23 protein-coding genes are annotated in these 22,262 nt (G+C 50.1%); 18 read left to right on the forward strand and 5 right to left on the reverse strand.

From position 1 onward, the window contains the following. Positions 1-18: 18 nt before the first annotated feature. A complete protein-coding gene (locus GQ51_RS01395) occupies positions 19-399 on the reverse strand; it encodes a hypothetical protein (protein WP_047548881.1) in 381 nt (126 codons plus the stop codon). A 125-nt stretch (positions 400-524) separates the two neighbouring features. After that, positions 525-878 (reverse strand): hypothetical protein, encoded by a 354-nt coding sequence (locus GQ51_RS01400; RefSeq protein WP_052177636.1) that lies wholly within the window; start codon positions 876-878, stop codon positions 525-527. A 43-nt stretch (positions 879-921) separates the two neighbouring features. Between GQ51_RS01400 and GQ51_RS01405 the strand changes: the two genes are divergently transcribed. The 8 genes from GQ51_RS01405 (at position 922) to rimO (ending at position 6,996) form a co-directional block, all read left to right on the forward strand. Then, a complete protein-coding gene (locus tag GQ51_RS01405) occupies positions 922-1,902 on the forward strand; it encodes an integron integrase (RefSeq protein ID WP_047548884.1) in 981 nt (326 codons plus the stop codon). 153 nt (positions 1,903-2,055) lie between these two features. Further along, positions 2,056-2,280, forward strand: a complete 225-nt coding sequence (locus tag GQ51_RS01410) for an AbrB/MazE/SpoVT family DNA-binding domain-containing protein (RefSeq protein ID WP_047548887.1) — start codon at positions 2,056-2,058, stop codon at positions 2,278-2,280. 2 nt (positions 2,281-2,282) lie between these two features. After that, on the forward strand, positions 2,283-2,669 hold the full coding sequence (locus GQ51_RS01415; protein WP_047548889.1) for a type II toxin-antitoxin system death-on-curing family toxin: 387 nt from the start codon (positions 2,283-2,285) through the stop codon (positions 2,667-2,669). Between the two features lie 215 nt (positions 2,670-2,884). After that, positions 2,885-3,139, forward strand: a complete 255-nt coding sequence (locus GQ51_RS01420) for a type II toxin-antitoxin system Phd/YefM family antitoxin (protein WP_047548891.1) — start codon at positions 2,885-2,887, stop codon at positions 3,137-3,139. Beyond that, on the forward strand, positions 3,136-3,564 hold the full coding sequence (locus tag GQ51_RS01425; RefSeq protein ID WP_235276137.1) for a type II toxin-antitoxin system VapC family toxin: 429 nt from the start codon (positions 3,136-3,138) through the stop codon (positions 3,562-3,564). The genes GQ51_RS01420 and GQ51_RS01425 overlap by 4 nt, the downstream gene beginning before the upstream one ends. Positions 3,565-3,641: 77 nt before the next feature. Next, the gene (gene pgeF / locus GQ51_RS01430) at positions 3,642-4,391 is read left to right on the forward strand and encodes a peptidoglycan editing factor PgeF (RefSeq protein ID WP_047548895.1); all 750 of its coding nucleotides are present in this window, start codon (positions 3,642-3,644) and stop codon (positions 4,389-4,391) included. Positions 4,392-4,518: 127 nt separating this feature from the next. Then, positions 4,519-5,427, forward strand: a complete 909-nt coding sequence (locus tag GQ51_RS01435) for a ZIP family metal transporter (RefSeq protein ID WP_047548898.1) — start codon at positions 4,519-4,521, stop codon at positions 5,425-5,427. A 210-nt stretch (positions 5,428-5,637) separates the two neighbouring features. Continuing rightward, complete coding sequence (gene rimO / locus GQ51_RS01440; RefSeq protein ID WP_047548900.1) at positions 5,638-6,996, forward strand: 30S ribosomal protein S12 methylthiotransferase RimO; 1,359 nt, start codon at positions 5,638-5,640, stop codon at positions 6,994-6,996. Positions 6,997-7,146: 150 nt separating this feature from the next. On the opposite strand, the gene GQ51_RS01445 is transcribed toward rimO, so the two are convergent. Further along, a complete protein-coding gene (locus GQ51_RS01445; protein ID WP_052177834.1) occupies positions 7,147-7,476 on the reverse strand; it encodes a hypothetical protein in 330 nt (109 codons plus the stop codon). 70 nt (positions 7,477-7,546) lie between these two features. Continuing rightward, positions 7,547-8,176 (reverse strand): TetR family transcriptional regulator, encoded by a 630-nt coding sequence (locus GQ51_RS01450; RefSeq protein ID WP_047548906.1) that lies wholly within the window; start codon positions 8,174-8,176, stop codon positions 7,547-7,549. Positions 8,177-8,356: 180 nt separating this feature from the next. On the opposite strand from GQ51_RS01450, the gene GQ51_RS01455 reads away from it, so the two are divergent. The 3 genes from GQ51_RS01455 to GQ51_RS01465 are packed head-to-tail and all read left to right on the forward strand — an operon-like array spanning position 8,357 to position 14,232. Next, on the forward strand, positions 8,357-9,589 hold the full coding sequence (locus GQ51_RS01455; RefSeq protein ID WP_047548908.1) for an efflux RND transporter periplasmic adaptor subunit: 1,233 nt from the start codon (positions 8,357-8,359) through the stop codon (positions 9,587-9,589). Between the two features lie 45 nt (positions 9,590-9,634). Further along, complete coding sequence (locus GQ51_RS01460; RefSeq protein ID WP_047548911.1) at positions 9,635-12,793, forward strand: efflux RND transporter permease subunit; 3,159 nt, start codon at positions 9,635-9,637, stop codon at positions 12,791-12,793. After that, positions 12,790-14,232: an efflux transporter outer membrane subunit gene (locus GQ51_RS01465; RefSeq protein WP_047548914.1), complete on the forward strand. Its 1,443-nt coding sequence runs from the start codon at positions 12,790-12,792 to the stop codon at positions 14,230-14,232. The genes GQ51_RS01460 and GQ51_RS01465 overlap by 4 nt, the downstream gene beginning before the upstream one ends. 118 nt (positions 14,233-14,350) lie before the next feature. Here the strand turns inward: GQ51_RS01465 and GQ51_RS01470 are convergent, their stop codons facing one another. Next, positions 14,351-15,292, reverse strand: coding sequence for a hypothetical protein (locus tag GQ51_RS01470; RefSeq protein WP_052177637.1), 942 nt, complete (start codon positions 15,290-15,292; stop codon positions 14,351-14,353). A 170-nt stretch (positions 15,293-15,462) separates the two neighbouring features. Between GQ51_RS01470 and gltX the strand changes: the two genes are divergently transcribed. From gltX to GQ51_RS01505, 7 genes are all read left to right on the forward strand, one after another. Next, positions 15,463-16,854, forward strand: a complete 1,392-nt coding sequence (gene gltX / locus GQ51_RS01475) for a glutamate--tRNA ligase (RefSeq protein WP_047553516.1) — start codon at positions 15,463-15,465, stop codon at positions 16,852-16,854. A 362-nt stretch (positions 16,855-17,216) separates the two neighbouring features. After that, complete coding sequence (hfq, locus tag GQ51_RS01480) at positions 17,217-17,453, forward strand: RNA chaperone Hfq (RefSeq protein ID WP_047548917.1); 237 nt, start codon at positions 17,217-17,219, stop codon at positions 17,451-17,453. 12 nt (positions 17,454-17,465) lie between these two features. After that, positions 17,466-18,593, forward strand: a complete 1,128-nt coding sequence (gene hflX / locus GQ51_RS01485; protein WP_047553524.1) for a GTPase HflX — start codon at positions 17,466-17,468, stop codon at positions 18,591-18,593. A 93-nt stretch (positions 18,594-18,686) separates the two neighbouring features. Continuing rightward, complete coding sequence (gene hflK, locus GQ51_RS01490) at positions 18,687-19,886, forward strand: FtsH protease activity modulator HflK (RefSeq protein WP_047548920.1); 1,200 nt, start codon at positions 18,687-18,689, stop codon at positions 19,884-19,886. 8 nt (positions 19,887-19,894) lie between these two features. Beyond that, a complete protein-coding gene (hflC, locus tag GQ51_RS01495) occupies positions 19,895-20,764 on the forward strand; it encodes a protease modulator HflC (protein WP_047548923.1) in 870 nt (289 codons plus the stop codon). A gap of 15 nt (positions 20,765-20,779) precedes the next feature. Beyond that, on the forward strand, positions 20,780-20,965 hold the full coding sequence (locus tag GQ51_RS01500) for a DUF2065 domain-containing protein (protein ID WP_047548926.1): 186 nt from the start codon (positions 20,780-20,782) through the stop codon (positions 20,963-20,965). A gap of 80 nt (positions 20,966-21,045) precedes the next feature. After that, positions 21,046-22,209, forward strand: a complete 1,164-nt coding sequence (locus GQ51_RS01505; RefSeq protein WP_047553526.1) for an ATP phosphoribosyltransferase regulatory subunit — start codon at positions 21,046-21,048, stop codon at positions 22,207-22,209. Positions 22,210-22,262 lie beyond the last annotated feature (53 nt).

Raw genomic sequence — 22,262 nt, forward strand, 5'->3', positions numbered from 1 at the left:
TCCCGCTTGATGGATGGGTTAGGCATTTGAGGCCTCATAGCTTGCAAAGGGACCGAAAAACAGAAGTTTAGAAGGTAACTTGGAAATTACCTCACTTTGCTTTGGAAAATGCGCCACGAATTCAGGCCAAGCATCCATCACATATGAATCCCATTTCAGAGGGTCGAGCTGATGAATTTTTCCATCTGCAATATCAATAAATTCGTAGCCTTGACGGGTGAGGTTGGATACAACTTCGTGAGCCGCAGCCTCATGGTTTGGGGCTGCAACGAACGCTGGAACATAAGCCCCAACAAGATTTGTTGGTATTTCTGTATTTGTTCCGCGACCAATGTGCATATTTATCAAAAACAATATGTTCTCAGGTGTCTTTTGCTTCTTGTTGAGCATTCCAAACATAACGTTTTGCCTAACGTTTGAGGTAAGGGGCTGGCCGCCCCAAAAGCTGGCTGAAGCCACCGAAGGAAACTTTACCACCGACCGTAAAAACTGCGACCATCGGCCAGTCCCGCTTGACCGATGGGTTAGGCGCAGTTAAGTGCGAGGTGCCTAATATTTTCAGACTCCTTGGCATAGCCGTCTTTTTCAAGTGCTTGAGCCAGTATTTGAAGGTAGTGTTTTTCGCTCACCATAAAATGTTCACTTTTGGAGCAAAATCCAGCGTCGATATAAAGTTCAACTTGGCCTTCGGGGATGAAATATTTTTCAACTTCTTTGTCGTATTCGTCAAGATCGCCAGGGTACAAAACACCGTATGGTTCAGAGCCATAGCCATGGCGCTCTTCAGCGAATGTTGCGAGTTGAGCCTTATCGTGCCAATGCGAAATTAGTAGTCGAATAACAATATCAATGTCCTCCTGACTCGCCGAAGTATCCATTTCTAATTCGCCTAACGTAAAGTATGCATCCTAAAATGTACTTATGACTACGTCAATAGAGCCACCTAAGTTGTTAGATCAAGTGCGCGGAAAAATCCGTTTGAAGCATTACAGTATCCGCACAGAGCAGGCATATGTAGATTGGATTAAACGCTTTATTTTATTTTTTGACAAGCAGCACCCCAAAGACTTGGGTGTAACAGAAGTTGAGCGGTTTCTGACTTACTTGGCTGTAGAGAGTAAGGTTGCGGCAAGCACGCAGAATCAGGCAAAAAGTGCTTTGTTGTTTCTTTATAAAGAGGTATTGGGCGTTGAGTTGCCGTGGCTGGATGATGTGGAGCGTGCTAAAGCGCCTAAACGCTTGCTTGTGGTATTAACACAGCAGGAAGTGCAGGCTATTTTAAAGCAATTGGAGGGTACGCATCATTTGGTGGTAAGTTTGCTCTATGGTACCGGCATGCGTATTTTAGAGGCCTTGCGCCTGCGAGTTAACGATTTGGATTTTTCACGTAAAGAAATTTTAATCCGTGATGGCAAGGGTTTTAAAGATAGGGTCACCATGCTGCCTGTCAGTTTAGCTGCGCCATTAAAGGCGCATCTGGAAAAAGTAAAGATTTTGCATGAGCAGGATTTGCTGGCGGGCTATGGTGCAGTGCATTTGCCTTATGCGCTGGCTAAAAAGTATCCTTACGCAGCGCGTGATTGGTCATGGCAGTACGTGTTTCCTTCGGGCAAGTTGTCAGTTGATCCGCGTAGCGATGATGCAGTTATCAGGCGGCATCATGTGCAGGATCAGGCTATTCAGCGCGCGGTGCGTCAGGCGGTGGTAGATGCCGGCATTACTAAGCCAGCCACGCCGCATACTTTCAGGCATAGTTTTGCTACGCATCTGCTTGAGAATGGTTATGATATTCGCATTGTTCAGGAATTATTGGGGCACAGTGATGTGGCAACAACCATGATATATACGCATGTGTTAAATAAAGGCGGGCGAGGTGTGAGCAGCCCGTTAGATGTGTTGTAGCTTGTACAGTAGAAACTGCATATAGCTGCGAATATACCTTCAATCAAATCGTTCATGGCTATATGCTGCTTTTACACATTTGCGTTTATTGCACCCTAGTAACAATCGGTTTATTATAACAATTGTTATAACTTTTTGATTAAGAGGTCTTTCATGCAAACTTTAAAACTCACCCAAATCGGTAATTCTGTTGGGTTGATTTTGCCTAAAGAAGTATTAGCGCGCTTAAAGCTTGAAAAAGGTGACACAGTGTTTTTAACAGATGCGCCAGGTGCAGTGACGATTACGCCGCATGACCCTAAGTTTGAAGAGCAGCTTGATATAGGGCGTGAATTCATGCGGGAGTACCGCGACACATTTAACGCTTTGGCAAAATAGCTATGAATCAATTCAGGTGGATTGATAAGCAATTACTCGTCACCCTGCATGATGAAAGCTTGGCGTTGCATGGCGGGGCATCGGGTATTCGCGACGAAGGGCTGCTGGATTCGGCGTTAAATCGCGCCGTAAATCTGGTTATGTACGGTAGCCCTGATTTTGCAGAATTAGCGGCTGCTTATGGTGTTGGGCTTGCTAAGAATTATGCTTTTATTGATGGTAATAAACGTACTGCTTTTCTTTCTGTTGGTTTGTTTTTGGGCTTAAATGGGTATAAATTAAAGGCTACGCAAGTGGATGCTACGCTCACAATGCTCGCAGTTGCCGCTGGCGAAATGGATGAGCAGAATTTCGCAGGCTGGATTCGCAAAAATGCTGTGCAAAGATAAGCGGCGATTGTTTGTTTTTCTACGGCTGGTTAGTGCTGACTGGCTTTATATTTTATGAGTATTCGTAATACGTGGTTGATAGCAACCACGTATTACGATCTATGGTTCATCTAAAATCGACTCTATCCAGCCCCGTCATAGCTCCATAGTTCTTGACACCCCGATTTAATGTAGTAACATAACTACATTAAATATTCAATGTAAGAGGTTCCGTTATGACAATCACAACCCTATCCAGCCGGGAGCTGAACCAAGACGTTACTCGTGCAAAGAAGGCTACCAAGAAAGGTCCTGTATTCATCACAGATCGCGGCAAGCCTGCTCATGTGCTGTTGAGCATTGAGGAATATCAACAACTTACAAAGCAGCGTCGCAGCATTGCTGATTCGCTGGCTATGCCAGGCATTGAAAACATTGAGTTTGAGCCCCAGCGCGTAACTATCGAACCCCGTCCGGCTGATTTCTCATGATGTATGTTCTCGATACCAACGTGGTGTCCGAACTACGAAAAGTTCGTATTGGCAAGGCCGATCCGAACGTGGCGACATGGGCTGAAAACGTCGATGCCGCCAACCTGTTTGTGTCCGCCATTACTATCATGGAGTTGGAACTTGGCGTTTTGTCGATTGAGCGCAAGGACGCCACCCAAGGAGCCATGCTGCGTGCGTGGTTAGAGCAACATGTATTGCCGGAGTTTTCTGGGAGAACGTTGCCCATTGATACAACCATAGCACAGCGTTGTGCTAAGCTGCACATACCAGACAAGCGTGGCGAGCGTGATGCACTCATTGCTGCGACGGCTCTTGTGCATGGCATGACGGTAGTCACTCGCAATGTGGCTGATTTTCAGTCCACAGGGGTAACAATTTTCAATCCGTGGGAGCCAATCCAATAATGGCCGAAAATGTGGCAGTATGTTGATATCAACCACGAAATACGGATAGCCTATTTTATTTCACTCATTGCTGATTCATGACCAATTCGATTAATTTTATTCAACCCCAATGGCCCGCGCCATCTAATGTTAAAGCTTTGCAAACTACACGTGCAGGCGGGGTGAGTATTGCACCTTATGCCAGCTTGAATCTGGGCGCACATGTCAATGACGACCCGATTGCCGTGGCTAAAAACCGCCAGTTGCTAAGCCCGTATCTGCCTAGCGAACCGGTGTGGGTGAATCAGGTGCATGGGGTTGAGGTGATTGACGCGGCGGATAGTGGCTGCCTGCAGAATGCGGATGCCTCGTTTACTACCAAGCCAAATGTAGTCTGCGTGACGATGACGGCAGATTGCCTGCCGGTATTGCTTTGCGATAAAAAAGGCTCAGTGGTTGCCGCTGCACATGCGGGCTGGCGTGGCCTGTGCGATGGCGTGATCGAAGCTGCCGTTGCCAGGATGCAGGTGCCGGCGAGCGAGATTCTTGCATGGCTGGGGCCAGCGATTGGCCCAAATGCGTTTGAAGTGGGCGATGACGTCAAAGCACAGTTTTTAGCTCAAGATGGCAATGCTGAACTGGCATTCAAGCGACATGGCGATAAATGGTTATGCAATATGTATTTAATTGCCAGGCAGCGTTTGAACGCTTTGGGTGTGACTGAGATTTACGGCGCGAGCGTGAATGAGGATTTCTGTACCTATAGCGATGAGACGCGTTTTTTCTCGTTCCGGCGCGACAATGTCACCGGACGCATGGCAAGCATGATTTGGCTGGAGAATCGCTAGGGGCTGTGGGTTGCCGCGCGTTGCTCGCGACAACGGGATCAACTAGCGCGTTCTTAGGTTTGAACCTTTTTCTAAATGATAGTCGTCTAAGTTATAATGGCGGTTATTCATTTCTTTCAAGTGCCGCATGACCATCCCTGATTTTTCCATCCTGACCTGGATTATCGTTGCCAGCTTTGCCGGCGGCTTGTTGAGCGTTTCCCTGGCGGCGATTTTTGCGCTCAATTTGCGCACAGCCTGGATTCCGATGCTGGTCAGTTACGCGATTGGTGCAATGCTGGGCGCGGTGTTTCTGGAAATCCTGCCGCACGCGTTTGAGGAGGCGACCAGTGTAGAGAGTGTTTCGGCAACCCTGCTGTTTGGGTTGCTGCTGTTCTTTGTGCTTGAGAAGCTGGTGATCTGGCGCCATTGCCATGGAGACCACTGTGAGGTGCATGCGATTCATAGCGAGGCCAATTGCCCGGATGTAAAGCAAAGCAGTTCAGCGCAGGAGGGCGGGGCTAAATTCAGGCCCGTAAGCTCTCATTCGGCTTCGCATGCGCCGTCTATCATGCAAAGCCATGCGCACGCCCACAGTCACCATGATCATGGCCGCAGCGGCATGATGATTATGATAGGCGACACTTTTCATAATTTTGTCGACGGCGTTTTAATTGCCGCAGCGTTCCTGGTGGATGTAAAGCTAGGCATGGTAACAGCGCTGGCAATCATTTCGCATGAAATCCCGCAGGAAGTCGGCGATTTTCTGATTCTGCTGCATTCAGGCTACAGCAAGAAACAGGCATTTGTTTTTAACATGGTGTCAAGCCTGGCTACGCTGGTGGGCGGTCTGATCGCATACTTCGCGCTGCAATTTGTAATGGGCTGGATACCGTATATTCTTGGGCTGGCTGCGGCAAGTATGCTGTATGTGGCGGTTGCGGACCTGATCCCCAGCCTGCATAAGCGTACCGAATTAAAAGCGACGATCAGTCAGGTCTTGCTGATCAGCCTGGGGGTCGCCACTATCTGGTTCGCGCACATCCTGCTCGAGTAATTGCCTGTTCCTGTAATGGCGGCGATGTTTTGTGCCGAGTAGCCACAACAGCAGGGCGCACGGAAGCAGGCCGTAGAAGGTAAAAGTGAGCAATCCGGCAGCGATGGATTTTTCGGTGGCTGCCATTAAGATCACTACGTAAAGCCATGCAATAACAATAATATACATGGCGTCATCATAACGATATTTTTTAAGATTTATAGGTTTTTTATGACAAATAAAACAGTAAGCAATAACGCTACTCCTAAGGTAGGCTTTGTATCCTTGGGTTGTCCCAAGGCAGGTTCCGATGCCGAGCGCATTCTCACCCAGCTGCGCGCTGAAGGTTACGAAATTTCGGGCAGTTACGATGAAGCCGACCTGGTCGTGGTGAATACCTGCGGTTTTATTGACAGCGCTGTTGAAGAATCGCTGGATGCGATCGGCGAAGCCATCAACAAAAACGGCAAAGTCATCGTGACAGGCTGCCTTGGTGCGAAAGCTGGCGTGGTTGAAGCCGCACACCCCAGTGTGCTGGCAGTGACCGGGCCGCACGCGCTGGAAGAGGTGATGACTGCGGTGCATGCAAATTTACCCAAGCCGCATGAGCCGTTTGTTGATCTGGTGCCGCCGCAGGGTATTCGCCTGACGCCTAAGCACTACGCATATCTCAAAATATCGGAAGGCTGTAACCATCGCTGTAGTTTCTGCATTATTCCTAGCATGCGTGGCGACCTGGTCAGCCGACCGATCGGTGAAGTGCTGAATGAAGCCGAGAACCTTGTCAATGCAGGAGTCAGCGAGATTCTGGTGATTTCGCAAGATACCTCTGCTTATGGCGTGGATGTGAAATACCGCCCGGGTTTCTGGAATGGGCGCCCGGTAAAAACACGCATGACAGAACTTACCAAGGCATTAAGCGAGCTCGATGTATGGGTGCGCCTGCATTATGTATACCCGTATCCGCATGTGGATGAAGTGATCCCGCTGATGGCGGAAGGCCTGATCCTGCCATACCTGGATGTGCCATTCCAGCATGCGAGCCCGCGGATACTCAAGTCCATGAAGCGCCCGGCCAGCAGCGAGAACAACCTGGCGCGCATCAAGGCATGGCGTGAAGTCTGTCCTGAAATCACGATCCGCAGTACTTTCATTGCGGGCTTTCCGGGTGAGACGGAAGATGACTTCAAGATGCTGCTGGACTTCCTGGAAGAAGCGCAGCTGGATCGTGTAGGCTGTTTTGCTTATTCTGCCGTGGATGGTGCAGCGGCCAATGCGCTGCCGGGACAGGTGCCGGAAGAAATCAAGCAGGAGCGTTTAAGCCGCTTTATGGAAGTGCAGGAACGTATCAGTGCAGCCAAGCTGCATCATAAAATCGGCAGCATTCAAACCGTGCTGGTAGATGAAATCGTGACGGATGTAGAAGGCAATATCGAAGCCATCGGCCGCACCAAGGCAGATGCGCCTGAAATTGACGGCGTTGTTTACCTGGAGGATGCAGAAGGCCTGACACCGGGTGATTTTGTTGAGGTTGAGATTTACAGCGCGGACGGACACGATTTGTGTGGCGGGCCGCCAAAAGACCGGTAGTTCTTCGAAAACACATTAGCCACTGATAAACACAGATTCACACAGATAAAAACCAAGCTTAAATTGTGAGCCTAGTGAGGCTTTATCTGTGTTTATCAGTGTGCATCTGTGGCTAATAGGTTTATAAAAGCAATTGCTGCATAAACTTATCTAACCGGCACCGAACAAATCCGGCATGATGGGGGCAGGGCGTTCGCTGTCGGCACGCTCTTCCAGAAAATCCAGAGTCAGCGGACAGCGCGTTGGTTTCTTTGCGGCTTTTTTACGTTTGGCGGAAGTTGCTGTCAAGTCTATGTAGGGCGTCTGACTGATGCGGATATAGCCAGAGCTTGCGAGTTTCTGTTCGGTGGTTTCAAACAGGCTGAGTGGGTTGTCTATGTTTTGCAGCGTGACTACCTGTTTGCTGACTTTCAGCACGTTGTACATCACGAATCTGTTTGCGGTTTGTTTACCGTAAATTTCGCCTGACTGTATCACGATGCCTCCTAACCCCAATGGGGCGTATGGTATCGCTACAACCGGCGATTAACAAGCGTTTTGCCAGCTAATTCTATTTCCTGCGCAGATTGATGTGTGATTTGATCAGGTCAATCGCCTGGTAGCGGAACCTGCTGCCGTCGGCATCCTTGACCCACATATGCAGCAGGCCGCCGAAAAACAAGTGAGTATCCAGAGCCAGTGCGCGCGGGCTGAGGGAGGTTGCCAGCAGCCCCTGGGACTGCGCGCGCTCGTAAGCCGCCTCAAGTTTTTCGACAATGCATGAGCAGTTGTTGAGCATTTGGTACAGCACGCTGGCAAATTCATCCACATACTCGCATTTGATCATGATGATCTCATAGGTTTCGCGCATTTCAAGGTTGCTGCTGAGCTCGTTAATGGTATTGCAAAGGCTGGCTTCAATCTGGTTTAGCGGGCTGTCGCTGTCGCTGTTGCTGGTGGCGGGTGCCAGGGTGTCGTCTATACTGTCTATGAGCGGTAAAAAAACCTGTTCGCGTATGGCATGGAAAATATCTGTTTTATTTTTAAAATGCCAGTACACGGCGCCGCGGGTAACGTTAGCTTCTGCAGCAATATGTTCCAATGTCGATTTGCTTACGCCGCGCTTGAGGAACACTGCACGTGCAGCATCTATGATTCGCTGCCGTGTAAGTTCTGCATCTTCTTTAGTTTTTCTGACCATTGAGTTTACTCGGTTTTACAAAATTTAACGTGTATTATACAAAAATGTCATTTACATACATTCCTGTTTGTATATAATATACATGCAAATATGTATGTAAGCAAGCCCTAAATCAAGTTCGAATTCAATAAAAACATAATCTAATTAATAGGTTATAAGTACATAAGCTTGGAGTAAGTAATGGTATTCAAAACAGGTCAGCATTTTTCATCACAAAACAGTACGCGGGTTGCAGAAGACAAAAGCACAGTTTTTACGCTAAGTGCAATTTTATTAGCCATCACTTTGCTTGCCTTGTCGGCTTGCAGTAAAAAGGATGATGCCGCCAATGCCGGGGGCGCAATGCCAGCGATGCCTGTGTCTATCGTCACTTTGCAGGCGACCACTGTGCCAATCAGTGCAGAGGCCGTTGCGCAGACCGAGGGCGCCAAAGAAGTCGAGATTCGTCCTCGAGTAGGCGGCATTCTGCTTAAGAAGCTGTTTGAAGAAGGGGCGCCTATTAAAGCCGGCCAAACCATGTTCCTGATAGACCCTGTACCATTCCAGATCGCGCTATCCAATGCTAAAGCGCAGCTGGCACAGCAGAAGGCAAGGCTGGAGCAGACGCAGCGTGAAGCACAGCGTTTGCAGGTGCTGGTTGCAACACAGTCCATCAGCCAGCGTGAAGCGGATAATGCAACTTCCGATAACGCACTGGCGCGGGCAGGTCTGGCGCAGTATGAAGCTGCTGTGCGTGAAGCTGAGCTGAATTTATCCTACACCAATGTCACGTCACCGATATCGGGAATTGCCGGTCGTTTTGAGTTGTCTGAAGGCGCGCTGGTGAATGCAAATACCAGCCTACTGACCAAAGTGAGCCAGATCACACCGATCTGGGTGCGTTTCAGCCTGTCGGATAACGAGCTGGCACAGCTGGGCGGCCCTTTGACACAGGCTAATGTCAAAAGTGTAGGCCTGATACTGCCGAACGGCGAGGAATATACCAAAAAAGGGCAGCTTAATTTTGCAGCAAGCAGCATTGACCCGCAATTGGGTACACAGCAGTTGCGTGCTGAATTTAAAAATGAAGACAAACGTCTGCTGCCGGGCCAGTTTGTGAGAGTACGCGTCATCACTGGGCATAAAGATGGCGTATTTGTGGTGCCGCAAACTGCGGTCATTGCAAATGACCAGGGTAAGTTTGTGTATGTTGTCAATGATAAGAATGAAGCTGTGCTCACACCTATTGTGCCTGGAAACTGGGTAGGCAGGGACTGGGTGATTTTAAGTGGCCTGAATGCAGGCGATAAAGTCATCGTGGATAACATTATCAAGATACGCCCTGGTGCAAGCGTTGCCCCGCACCCGGCAGGGGAGCCGCCTGCTCCCCCAGCTGAGGCAGCGAAAAATCCGGCAGCTGATTCAAAAAAGTAAGTCTGATTAATAAGTCTAAAAATAAAGACTTAAGCGAGAATTCATATGAGTAAATTTTTTATTACAAGGCCTATCTTTGCCAGTGTCCTGTCCATCATCATTGTGCTGGCGGGCCTGGCTGCGGCAATGAAATTGCCAATTGCGCAATACCCGCAGATTGCGCCACCCACAGTGCTGATCACTGCCACTTATCCTGGCGCCAGTGCCGATACGCTATCAAAGACCGTTGCCGCACCGATTGAGGAACAGTTGAGCGGTGTAGAGGGTTTGCTGTACTTTAACTCGAGTGCAGACTCAAGCGGTAGCCTGACCATTACTGCAACTTTTGAAGTGGGCACCGATGTCAACCAGGCAACTTTCAACGTAAGCAACCGCGTAAACATTGCGCTGCCGCGCCTGCCGGAAGAAGTGCGCCGTACCGGCGTCATCGTGCAGAAACGCTCGAATGACATCTTGCTGGTAGTCATGCTCACGGATAAGCAGAAAAAATACGATCCCCTGTTTTTAAGCAATTACGGTACGCTCAATGTGCTGGATGAGCTGAAACGCATTAAAGGTGTGGGTGATGCCATTATTTTCGGTGCGCAGGATTATTCCATGCGTATCTGGCTGCGGCCGGATCGTATGGCGCAGCTGGGGGTTACCACAACCGATGTGGCCAATGCCATCCGTACACAGAATGCGCAGTATGCTGCCGGTAAAATCGGTCAGGAGCCATCACCGTCCGACCAGCAGCTGGTTTATACGGTAACCGCAAAAGGCCGCCTGATAGACCCAGCCGAGTTTGCAAATATCATCATTCGCGCCGATGGGCCGCGCGGCGTACTGTACCTGAAAGATGTTGCCCGCATCGAGCTGGGTTCACAGAGCTATAACGTCCGTACTTTGCTAGATGGCAAGCCTGGCGTGGGTATCCCTATCTTTTTACAATCCGGTGCGAACGCGCTGGATACGGCTAATGCAGTTAAAGAAAAGATGGATGAGCTGAAACAGCGCTTTCCAGCCGGCGTGGATTGGGAGGTGCCGTACGATACCAGTGATTTTGTGAAAGCCTCAATCGGCGAAGTGGTTAAAACACTGGCTGAAGCGATGGTGCTGGTAGTGCTGGTGGTATTCCTGTTCCTGCAAAGCTGGCGCGCGACCTTGATTCCATTGATTGCGGTGCCGATTTCACTGGTCGGTACTTTTGCAGGCTTATGGATATTCGGCTTCTCAATCAACACCTTGACCTTGTTCGCCATGGTGCTTGCTATCGGTATCGTGGTGGATGATGCGATCGTGGTGCTGGAAAACGTCGAGCGTTTGATGGATGAAGAGAAGCTTTCACCGATCAGGGCTGCCGTGAAGTCTATGGAACAGGTTTCTGCTGCGGTAGTGGCGATTGTGCTGGTACTTTGTGCGGTATTCGTGCCGGTTGCCTTCCTGGGCGGTATCGCCGGTGAAATGTATCGCCAGTTTGCCGTTACCGTTGCAGTGGCTGTGGTCATTTCCGGCATCGTGGCGCTGACTTTAACGCCAGCACTGTGCGCGGTACTGTTGAAATCAGGGCATATAAAATCCCCTGTTTTTATCAGGTTTAACCGTATCTTTGATAGATTCACGCACTTTTATACTGCGGTAGTGAACCTGACGCTGCATCACCGCATCATCGGTACCGTGGTTTTTGCGGCCGTCATCGGCGTGGTGGTGGTCCTGATCAGGGTGGTGCCAGGCAGCTTTGTGCCGGCTGAAGACCAGGGTTATGTGATTTCCGCTGTCATCATGCCGGATGGCGCAACATTGGCCCGCACCAGCAAAACAACCGAGAATGTACGTTCCGTGATAGCCAAGGATCCTGCCGTAGCGCACCAGTTTGCGGTGAACGGGTTCGACCTGATCGGTGGCGGTAATAAAACCAGTGCCGCTACGATGTTCGTGCGTATGAAGGATTGGGATGAGCGTGAAGCCACCGCCGATGACATCGTTAAAAAGGTGTTCGGTATCGGCATGCAGCAGCCGGATGGTATGGCAATTGCCTTTAACCCGCCTGCAATCCGCGGTTTGGGCAGTTCCGGCGGCTTTGAGCTGTATGTGCAGAGCCGTAGCGATTCCAATCCGGCAAACCTGTCGGCAGTGGTGAATAACTTTATCGGCGCCCTGAAAAACGAGCCGCGCCTGGCAGAGTTGAATACATTCTTCCGCCCGACAGTGCCGCAGCTGTTTGTCGAAGTGGATGAAGCAAAAGCGATTTCGCAGGGTGTGCCTGTCGCCAGCATTTACGACACATTGCAGAGCACCATGGGCTCGCTGTATGTCAACGACTTTAATAAATCTGGCCGTACTTACCGGGTGCAGTTGCAGGCAGAGGCGGAATACCGCATGAAAGCCGAAGATTTGGGCAAAGTCTATGTGCGCTCAGATAGCGGCCAGATGGTGCCATTATCAGCACTGAGCAAGGTCAGCTCTATTGTGGGTGCAGAACAGCTGGAACGTTATAACGGCTTACTGTCTGCCAAGGTTCTGGGTAAAGGTGCGGCAGGAGTGAGTTCTGGCGATGCCATCAAAATGGTAGAGAAAATTGCTGCGGAAAGCCTGCCTGACGGATACCAGATCGCATGGACCGGCCAGGCCTACCAGGAAAAACGCACCGGTTCTGCCGCAGTGTTCGCTTTTGGCTTTGCGATCATTATGGTGTTCCTGATCCTGGCTGCGCAGTTTGAGACCTGGGCCTTGCCGCTGGCCGTGATTATGGCCGTGCCGTTTGCGCTTGCAGGGGCTTTGCTGTCCGTGCTGATACGTGGCATGCCTAATGATATTTATTTCCAGATTGGCCTGATTACGCTGGTTGGCCTCGCGGCGAAAAACGCAATCCTGATCGTGGAGTTTGCCAGCCAGAAAATGGAAGAAGGCATGCCTGTTGCCGAGGCGGCCCTTGAAGCGGCACGCATGCGTTTCCGGCCGATTGTCATGACGTCGATGGCGTTTGTGCTGGGTATCTTGCCGCTTGCTATTGCATCCGGTGCCGGTGCGGCAGCTCGCCGCTCAATGGGTACCGGCGTGCTGGGCGGCATGTTGCTGGCTACTTTTGTGGCAACGATATTCATCCCATTGTTTTTCACATGGCTCAGTAATAAAAATGTACATAGAAAACATCATGAATTGCCGCCGGAAGACTCGGTGTCTTCAGAAGCGGCTACCGAAACAAATGGAAAGAGTGCAGTATGATGCAGCATCACAATCTAAAAGGTATTAAGCCGGTTTATGCGGTCGTAGCGGCAGCGCTATTGATGTCAGGTTGCCAGATATGGCCGGATTATCTGCGGCCCGAGGTCAGCGTGCCGGCGCAGTATGTCGAGCCGGCTCAGCAGGCAGCAGCAGAGCATGCGGACCTCAATCGCTGGTGGACCTTGTACCAGGACCCGGTTTTAAATACGCTGATTGAAAATGCGCTGCAAAACAATAAAGACATCAAGCTGGCGGTCGCCCGAATTGAAGAAGCGGATGCCGTGATGCGTGAAGTTGGCGCGTTCCTGTTTCCGCAGATCGACCTGGATGCCGGTGCCAAGCGCTCCCGTGTGACGGAGGCTGGGGCTAACCAGCAGTTGACAAACAATCCGCGCAGTAACTATAACGGCCAGCTCGGCACGACCTTTGAACTGGATTTCTGGGGTAAATTGCGTCGTGGAAAAGAAGCTGCCAGGGCGCAGGCTTTATCCACACGCTATGCGAAAGACACGGTGGCTTTGTCGTTAACGGGTTTAGTGGCGACCAATTATTTGAGTTTACGCAGCCTGGAATCGCAGATTGCCATTGCCCAGGAAAACCTGAAAAGCCGGGATGCCAGCCTGGCTCTGACCAAACGTCGCCTGGAAGGTGGCGTGGCGTCATCCCTGGATGTACTGCAGGCACAGGTGGCGAGTTCTAATCTAAGCGCGCAGATAGCGGATCTGAATCGCCAGAGGTCATTAAGCCTGCATCAGCTGGCGGTATTGACCGGGGATTTGAACCTGGCAGTCACTGGTTTGACGGCATCTGCACCTGAACTGAACGCATTGCCAATTCCGCCTGCACCGCCGGCGGGATTGCCTTCTACTTTGCTGGAAGCCCGCCCTGATATCAAGCAGGCGGAAGAACAGATGGTGGCGGCAAATGCCAATATCGCGGTGGCCAAGGCGGCTTTGTACCCGACTATTTCCTTAACGGCCAGCCTGGGTGGCGAAAGCATGGAGTTGGGAGATGTGCTGAAATCGGCCGCGCGTATCTGGACCGGTGGTGTTTCCTTGTATCTGCCCGTATTTGATTCAGGCAAGCTGAATGCCAGAGTCGATCAGGCCAGCGCCAAGCAGAAACAGGCGCTTGCAAATTATGAAGGTGCCATTCAGTCTGCATTCCGGGAGGTCAATGATGCTTTGGTGAACCTGCGTCAATATACCGAGCGTGAACAGGCATTGAATATCAGCCAGGAAGAGGCGAAAAAAGCACTCGCGGTCTCTGAAAACCGTTATCAGTCAGGCTACTCATCCTATATCGATGTGCTTGATGCGCAGCGCGCTTACAATGACTCAAGCCTGGCTTTTGTACAAAGCCGTCAGGCACGGCTGACGGCGACTGTGGATTTATTCAAAGCACTGGGTGGTGGCTGGAAACCTGCCGATCAGAAGTAACTGATCTTGTATCACACCGGGTTTTTGCCGATGTTTGTTAGCGGTATGAAGCCCGGCAGTGAACTGGATCACATCGGCATTCGTTGCAGGTGCGTGTTTTAGGCGGTCTGCGGCGTCATTAGACTGTCTGTAATGCTGTGTGCGACCATTCGGCCGCGAGCGCCGCAAGTGTTTCGGCAGCATATTTTTCCGAAATCAGTTCTTTTATTTGACGCTGTTTCGGCGAGATCTTGTATTCGATAAGCAGTCTGCATAGCTCGATCTTTGAGTTTACATCTTCAAAACACCAGTAGCGATGGCTGTCGGCAGCGCTAAAATCCTTGATGCGCCTGGCGGGAACGTTGGCTGCCGTGTCTACATAAAACAGATGGTGCTTTGCATCATAAGCGGTATCAATCGATATTTTTGAAGCCCATGCGGATAAAAGCCTGCTGACGATCTCAATTTGCTGCGGCCTGAATTCGATGGTCTGTACAGACCCCAGCATGCAAGCCTGAATATAGGCGCTGGACAATGATGTGGGTTCCTGGCCGCAATAAGATTGTATTTTTGCGGTTAACAAGGCAAGTTGTTCGGCGGCTTTGAATATGCCTGAAATCTCTGACCAGAAATTGGCTGGTTCATGATGCAGGTTGTAGGGTTGCCATTTGATCATCTGGGTTGCATTTTTCAGAGCCCGGGAGAGCACAATATGCAATGTGCGCTGATTGGTATGTGATAGATTTCTGCTCAATCCAACATAAATCCTGAACAACTGGAGGTGATATAAAAATACGGCATTTGAGATGCGTATTTTCAGGTCATGATCGATATTTTCGATCACAGCGTAATATTGTGTGATTCTTTCGACAATGCTGTGCGTTTTTCCGTCGATGGAAGTTAATGCCTCTATGTTTTGCGCATTGCAGAATACATGCTGCTGAAAATCATGCGCTAATTTTTCTGTCAGGACCTCAATGGCGCAAATGTCGTCCATGCTTGATAAATCAGCAATCCATGCAGCGGATATTCCATTCTCAGGTTCTGACGGGGGGCTGAATATTTTGTGCAGAATGCTCATGAATTACTTGAAGTTCTCAATAGCGGTAAATCAATGACGCAATTAATATGCCAATCAACACTGGCAATCATCTAAATTTAGATGATTTAACATGGCTTTAATCGCAAGCTGGCAGTTTCTACATGATAAAATGCGGGCTGATTAAATTTATGGTTAAGTTCTGCTCAATTATGACTGTTCGTACACGTTTTGCTCCTAGCCCAACCGGCTTTCTCCACATTGGCGGTGCCCGAACCGCATTGTTTTCATGGGCTTTTGCCAAAAAGCATGGCGGGAAATTTATCCTGCGTATCGAAGATACCGATGTTGCCCGCAGCACGCCTGAGGCGGTGCAGGCGATACTGGATGGCATGAACTGGCTGGGGCTGGATTATGACGAAGGCCCTTTCTACCAGATGCAGCGCATGGATCGCTATAAGGAAGTCATCCAGAAAATGCTGCAGGATGGCTCTGCTTACTATTGCTATTCTACAAAAGAAGAACTGGAAGCGTTGCGCGAAAGCCAGATGCAGCAGGGTTTAAAGCCACGCTATGACGGACGCTGGCGCCCGGAGGCGGATAAGGTATTGCCTGCGCCGCCTGCTGATGTTCCGCCGGTAATTCGCTTTAAAAACCCTAAAGACGGCTACGTGGTCTGGAACGACCTGGTGAAAGGCGAGATCAGCATTGGCAACCAGGAGCTGGATGACCTGATCATTGCGCGGGCAGACGGTACGCCTACCTATAACTTCTGTGTGGTTGTCGATGATTGGGAGATGGGGATTACGCAGGTCATCAGGGGTGACGACCATGTGAATAATACGCCGCGTCAGATCAATATGCTGAAAGCCCTGGGCGCCACCATTCCGCAATACGCACATTTATCCATGATTCTGGGTGATGACGGGCAAAAGCTGTCCAAGCGCCATGGTGCTGTGAGCGTCATGCAATATCATGAAGACGGATACCTGCCTGAGGCTGTGCTTAACTACCTGGCGCGTCTGGGCTGGAGCCACGGCGATGAGGAAATATTCAGCATGCAGCAGTTCTGTGAATGGTTCGACCTGGATCACATCACGCCATCAGCCGCGCAATTCAATACCGAAAAACTGAAATGGCTGAATGCACATTACATTAAGCTGGCCGATAAAGGCTCTCTAGTGAATGATATTACTGCGCGCCTGGCTCAACTCAATGTTGCGGTGACTGCTGCGCCGGATTTATCTGCAGTGATTGATTTATATAAAGAGCGTGCAAGCACGCTGAACGAGTTGGCGGAGAGCATCGTTTATTTCTACCATAAACCGATCATTGATCAGGCGGCGGCTGAAAAACACCTGGTCGCGGATATCAAGCCCGCCCTGGAAAAATTATCAGCGCTGCTGCATGCAGTAGACTGGAATGCAGAGGCGATTCACCATGCCATCAATGATGTCGTGACCGAGTTTCAGCTGAAGTTTCCCAAGGTGGCAATGCCGTTGCGCGTCCTGCTGACGGGGATTGCGCAATCCCCGAGCATTGACCAGGTGATGGCTTTGCTGGGGCGGGAAGAGGTGCTGGCCAGGATCGGCGAATTTAAATAGAAAATAACGGGCGAATATTTTTTGCTCGTTAGCCCTCTTGTTTTTTCTCATAGAGGTCTTCATATACAGGATGTACACTTCAGCGTACATATTTTACCTGGATGATTCTTTAATGGTTTGACTGACGGCTATTGGCTTACGTGCGTACCGGAATGACGATTGTGCTGCTGACCTTTCAGGGCTGGCCCATGCTTTTGTTTTGGTAAAAAAGTCTTGAATAGTTAATTTCAGTAAAAAGAGAACGATTTGAGTTGTTCTTACTCTGAACGAGAGTAGTATTGCAATGTGTGCGCAAAAATAGTAAATGTAGTCAGTACTTTAATTTAATCACTTTTATTTAACTCCAAACAATAGGAGACACCATGAATCAAAAAGGGCAAATGTTACAAGACCCATTCCTTAACGCTTTACGTAAAGAACATGTCGCCGTATCTATCTATCTCGTTAATGGTATCAAACTGCAAGGTCAGGTAGACTCATTCGATCAGTACGTCATACTGCTCAAAAATACTGTCACTCAAATGGTTTATAAACATGCCATTTCTACTATCGTACCTGCACGTGCAGTCAGTATCGGCTTGTCGGAAGGTGATGATTAAGCATTGAAAGATTTGTTTGAAAGGCCAAGTGGCGGCGAGTCCGCTATTCTGGTCAGTGTTGATTTCGGAGAGAGCGACTATCAGGAAAGCCTCGAAGAGCTTCGTCAGTTAAGCCTGAGTGCAGGTTTGGCTGTGCAGGGCACTATTGAAGGCAAGCGCTCGACGCCTGATGCCAAGCTATTTATCGGCAGCGGTAAAGCGGATGAGTTGCTGCAGGCGATGCGTGCAGCAGAATCCAATATTGCCGTGTTTAACCATGACCTGACACCTTCGCAGCAGCGCAACCTGGAGCGTTTGCTGCAGGCGCGCGTGGTGGATAGGACCGGTTTGATCCTCGATATCTTCAGTCAGCGTGCACAGACGCATGAAGGTAAGCTGCAGGTGGAGCTGGCGCAGCTTGAACATTTGTCTACGCGCCTGGTGCGTGGCTGGACCCACCTTGAACGTCAAAAAGGCGGTATCGGCGTGCGCGGCGGTCCTGGCGAGACACAGCTGGAGCTGGATCGGCGTATGCTGCGTGTGCGCGTAAAACAGCTGCGGGAGAAACTGCTCAAGCTCAAATCCCAGCGCGGAATGCAGCGCCGTGCCCGTAAACGTTCCAATGTGATGACGGTATCCCTGGTCGGTTATACCAATGCCGGGAAATCCACCATTTTCAATCGCCTGACCAAGGCAAATATCTACGCGGCGGATCAGTTGTTTGCAACGCTGGATACCACCACGCATAAAATCTATATCGAGGGCTGTGGGCAGGTGGTGCTTTCCGATACGGTAGGTTTCATCAAGCATCTGCCGCACGCGCTGGTCGAAGCCTTCGGCGCAACGCTGGAAGAGGCGGCACAGGCAGACTTGCTGCTGCATATTGTCGATACGGCCAGCAGTAACCGAGATGAGCAGATTGCACAGGTCAATAAAGTGCTGCAGGAGATCGGCGCCGCTAAAGTGCCGCAGATTCTGGTGCATAATCAAATTGACCGTGCAGGCCTGGAGCCTGCATTGGCGCGTGATGAATGTGGTAGAATTTCGACTTTGCATGTATCAGCCAAAACAGGAGAGGGAATGGATCTGCTGAGGTTAGCAATGGCAGAACATTATCAGTATTTACAAAAGCAAAGCACCGAAGAAAGTGCGTACGCATAACTTAAGTTGGTTAAATTAATTTAGTTAAATTAATGCTGTATCGGTAAGTAACTTAGTTTGATGATAATTAACAAATGTTTTTTGGAGTAGTGAATGATTAAATTTCCTGGTTGGAGAGCACAAAATAATGAAGGTCCGCCAGACCTTGATGAGGTGATGCGTGACTTGAGCCGCAAAATTAACACCTTGTTTGGCAAGGGTGGCGGTCATCAATCAAATCCGCAATCCAGTCGGCCACAGCCTGCAAACGTCAATCTGCCATTGTTGCCTATATTCGGTTTGGTTGGCCTTATCTGGCTGGGCACCGGCTTTTACATTGTTGACCAGGGTTCGCTTGGCGTAGTGCAGCGATTCGGCAAGGTTCAGGATGAAGTGACTTCACCTGGCCCACGCTGGCATCTGCCTTACCCGATAGAGAGTGTTCAGGTTGTGAATATGGAACAGGTGCGCAGACTCGAAGTCGGCTACAGGAGCAATGCGGAAGGTAGCGGCGGCAAAACAAGGCTGCCAAAAGAATCTTTAATGCTGACTGAAGACGAAAATATCATCGATCTGCAGTTCGCGGTGCAATATAATCTCAATAATGCAAAAGATTACCTGTTCAGCAACCGTGCCACGGACGATGCCGTGATGTCGGCAGCTGAAACGGCTATTCGTGAAGTGGTGGGCAAGAACAAGCTGGATGACCTGTTGCAAAAAGGCCTGGCTGACACTTCAGAACGCATGCAGGTGATACTTGACAGTTATAAAACCGGCGTGAAGATCATCAGCGTATCTTTGCAAAGCGCACAGCCGCCTGAGCAGGTGCAGGAAGCATTTGAAGACGTTAACCGGGCAAACCAGGATAACCAGCGCCAGATCAATGAAGGCCAGGCTTATGCCAATGACGTGATACCAAAAGCCCGCGGTACGGCGTCACGCCTGCTGGCCGAGGCTGCCGGTTATAAATTGAAAATTGAAAGTGAAGCGCGTGGTAACGCGAGCCGTTTCGACCAGATTCTCGCTCAATATAACAAAGCGCCTGAAGTCACGCGCCAGCGTCTCTACCTGGATGCGCAGGAGCAGATCATGTCTAGCGTAAGTAAAGTGATCGTTGACCAGAAGTCCGGTAACAGCTTGCTGTACTTGCCATTGGATAAACTGATCAGCGCTTCTGGCAATGATGGTGCGCAGCAGTCGCAGTCCCTTCAGTCTCTCAATCCGCAGCCTGATGCCGTACCAGCGGCGAGCCAGCCTGCAGCCGGGGAGCGATCACGTGATGCATTGCGTAGCCGTGACAGAGAAAGCAGGTAAGGAATAATATGAAAAATTCAAAAAATATTCTTATTGTCGTGGTGATGGTTCTGGTGTTGCTGTCATTGTCAGCATTTACGGTGAACCAGACACAATACGTTCTGGTGCAGCGCCTGGGTGAGATCGTCGCTGTCAAGAAAGAACCGGGGCTTTATTTTAAAGTGCCGTTTGTAGATAACCTTAAATATTTTGATAACCGCATCCTGACGCTTGATTGGGAGCAGCCGGCGAAGTTCATCACCAGTGAAAACAAATACATGATGGTGGATTCTTTTGTCAAATGGCGTATTGTCGACCCGAAAAAGTATTATGTTTCGATTAAAGAGGGTGGGGAAATCGCTGCGGAAGACCGATTGTCAAAAGTAGTGAATGCGGGCTTGAGAAGTGAGTTCGGCATTCGTACCGTACATGATGTGATTGCCGGCGAGCGTGGCGTGATCATGGATAACCTGCGCAAAAAGGCTGATCTGGAAGCGCGCCAGATGGGTATCGAGGTGGTCGATGTCCGCTTGAAACGTGTGGATTACTCAGAAGAAATCAGCAAGTCGGTATTTGACCGCATGATCGCCGAGCGTAAGCGTCTTGCTAACCAATTGCGCTCTGAAGGTGCGGCTGCGTCTGAAAAGATTCGTGCAGATGCCGATAAGCAGCGTGAGGTGATCATTGCTGAAGCCTATCGTGAAGCTCAGAAGACAAAAGGTGAGGGTGATGCAAAAGCCTCAGAGATTTACAATCAGTCCTATAGCCACAACCCTGAGTTCTATGCGTTTTACCGCAGCCAGGAAGCTTACAAGAACAGCTTCAAGAGCAAGAGTGACGTGATGGTGCTGGATCCGAACTCTGATTTCTTTAAATATATGCGAAGCCCTAAAAAGTAGTCATCGGCTATCCGCATGAAGAATGTATTGTTAACCGCGCTGGGATTGATGCTGGTGATCGAAGGCATCTTGCCGTTGCTGTTGCCGCAGGCATGGCGTGATACATTCAAACGCATGGTGGAGCTTAAAGACGGCCAGTTGCGTTTTGTTGGCCTTGCATCGATAGTCGGTGGTTTGATATTAATTTTATTAAGTAAGTAATAGTTCCGGGCAATCGCTCCAGGCATCGATGGTGATCGTGTTGATGCTGAAGCGGTTACTTGTAAAAAGTGATGATGATAATGCGTAATTGGTTACTGCCAGAATACATAGAAGACGTTTTGCCCGCAGAGGCGGCACGTATTGAAACACTGCGCCGCAGGTTATTGGACCTGTTTAAGGTGCATGGCTATCAATATGTGATCCCGCCTATGCTGGAATATATGGAATCGCTGATTACCGGTGTCGGGCATGATCTTGACCTTGCAACCTTTAAAGTCGTGGATCAGCTGACCGGGCGCTCCATGGGCGTGCGCGCCGACATGACACCGCAGGCTGCCCGTATAGATGCGCATCTGCTGAATCATCAGGGCATTACGCGCTTGTGCTATGCGGGCAGCGTTTTACGCACCAAGCCGGATGGGCTGGCACAGACGCGTGAGCCGCTGCAATTAGGCGCAGAACTGTACGGGCATGCGGAAATCGCCAGCGATATAGAGATTCAGCGCCTGCTGATCAAGGCATTGCACGCCATCGGTATTGAGCAGGTGCACCTTGATTTCAGCCATGTCAATGTGTTCGGCAGCCTGATCGAGTCCAGCCAGGTGAACCCTCAACTAGAGCAGGACTTGTATGCTGCGTTAAAAGGCAAGGACCAGTCTGCTGTTGCTGCGCTGACCAAAGCGCTGGATAAGACAACGCGTGAAGCCTTGCTCAACCTGACCGAGTTGAATGGCGATAAAAGCATCCTGGCGCAAGCGGCCAGATTGCTGCCGCCAACGCCTGCCATCACGCAGGCCTTAAGCAGCCTTGAACAGGTGGCGCATGGTCTGCAGGATCTTGGCGTGAGCGTGAGTTTTGATTTGAGCGAGCTGCGTGGTTATCACTACCACAGCGGCATCGTGTTTGCAGCCTATGCACAAGGCTACAAAGGCCCCTTGGCGCTTGGTGGCCGTTATGACGAGGTCGGGCAGGCTTTTGGCCGCGCGCGCCCGGCGACCGGATTCAGCCTTGACCTGCGGGGGGTGGTGACAGCGTTGCCGCCGGCACAGCCGGAAATGGCGATTTTCGCGCCAGCGGCAAATGACAGTACGCTGACTGCCAAAATCGATGCACTTAGGGCTGAAGGCCATGTGGTCGTTCAGGAGCTTCCGGGTGTTAAGCCTGATTTTGCAGAATTGAACTGCCATAAAAAACTTGAGCATTACAATTCCGGCTGGCATGTCGTGGATATTGCGAAACCTTAAAAGATAATCAGCAAAGATAATCAGTAGTGCCGTTAGTTGCGGCATTGTTAACC

Origin of the sequence: Methylotenera sp. G11 (assembly GCF_000799735.1) — a bacterium.
GTDB lineage: Bacteria > Pseudomonadota > Gammaproteobacteria > Burkholderiales > Methylophilaceae > Methylotenera.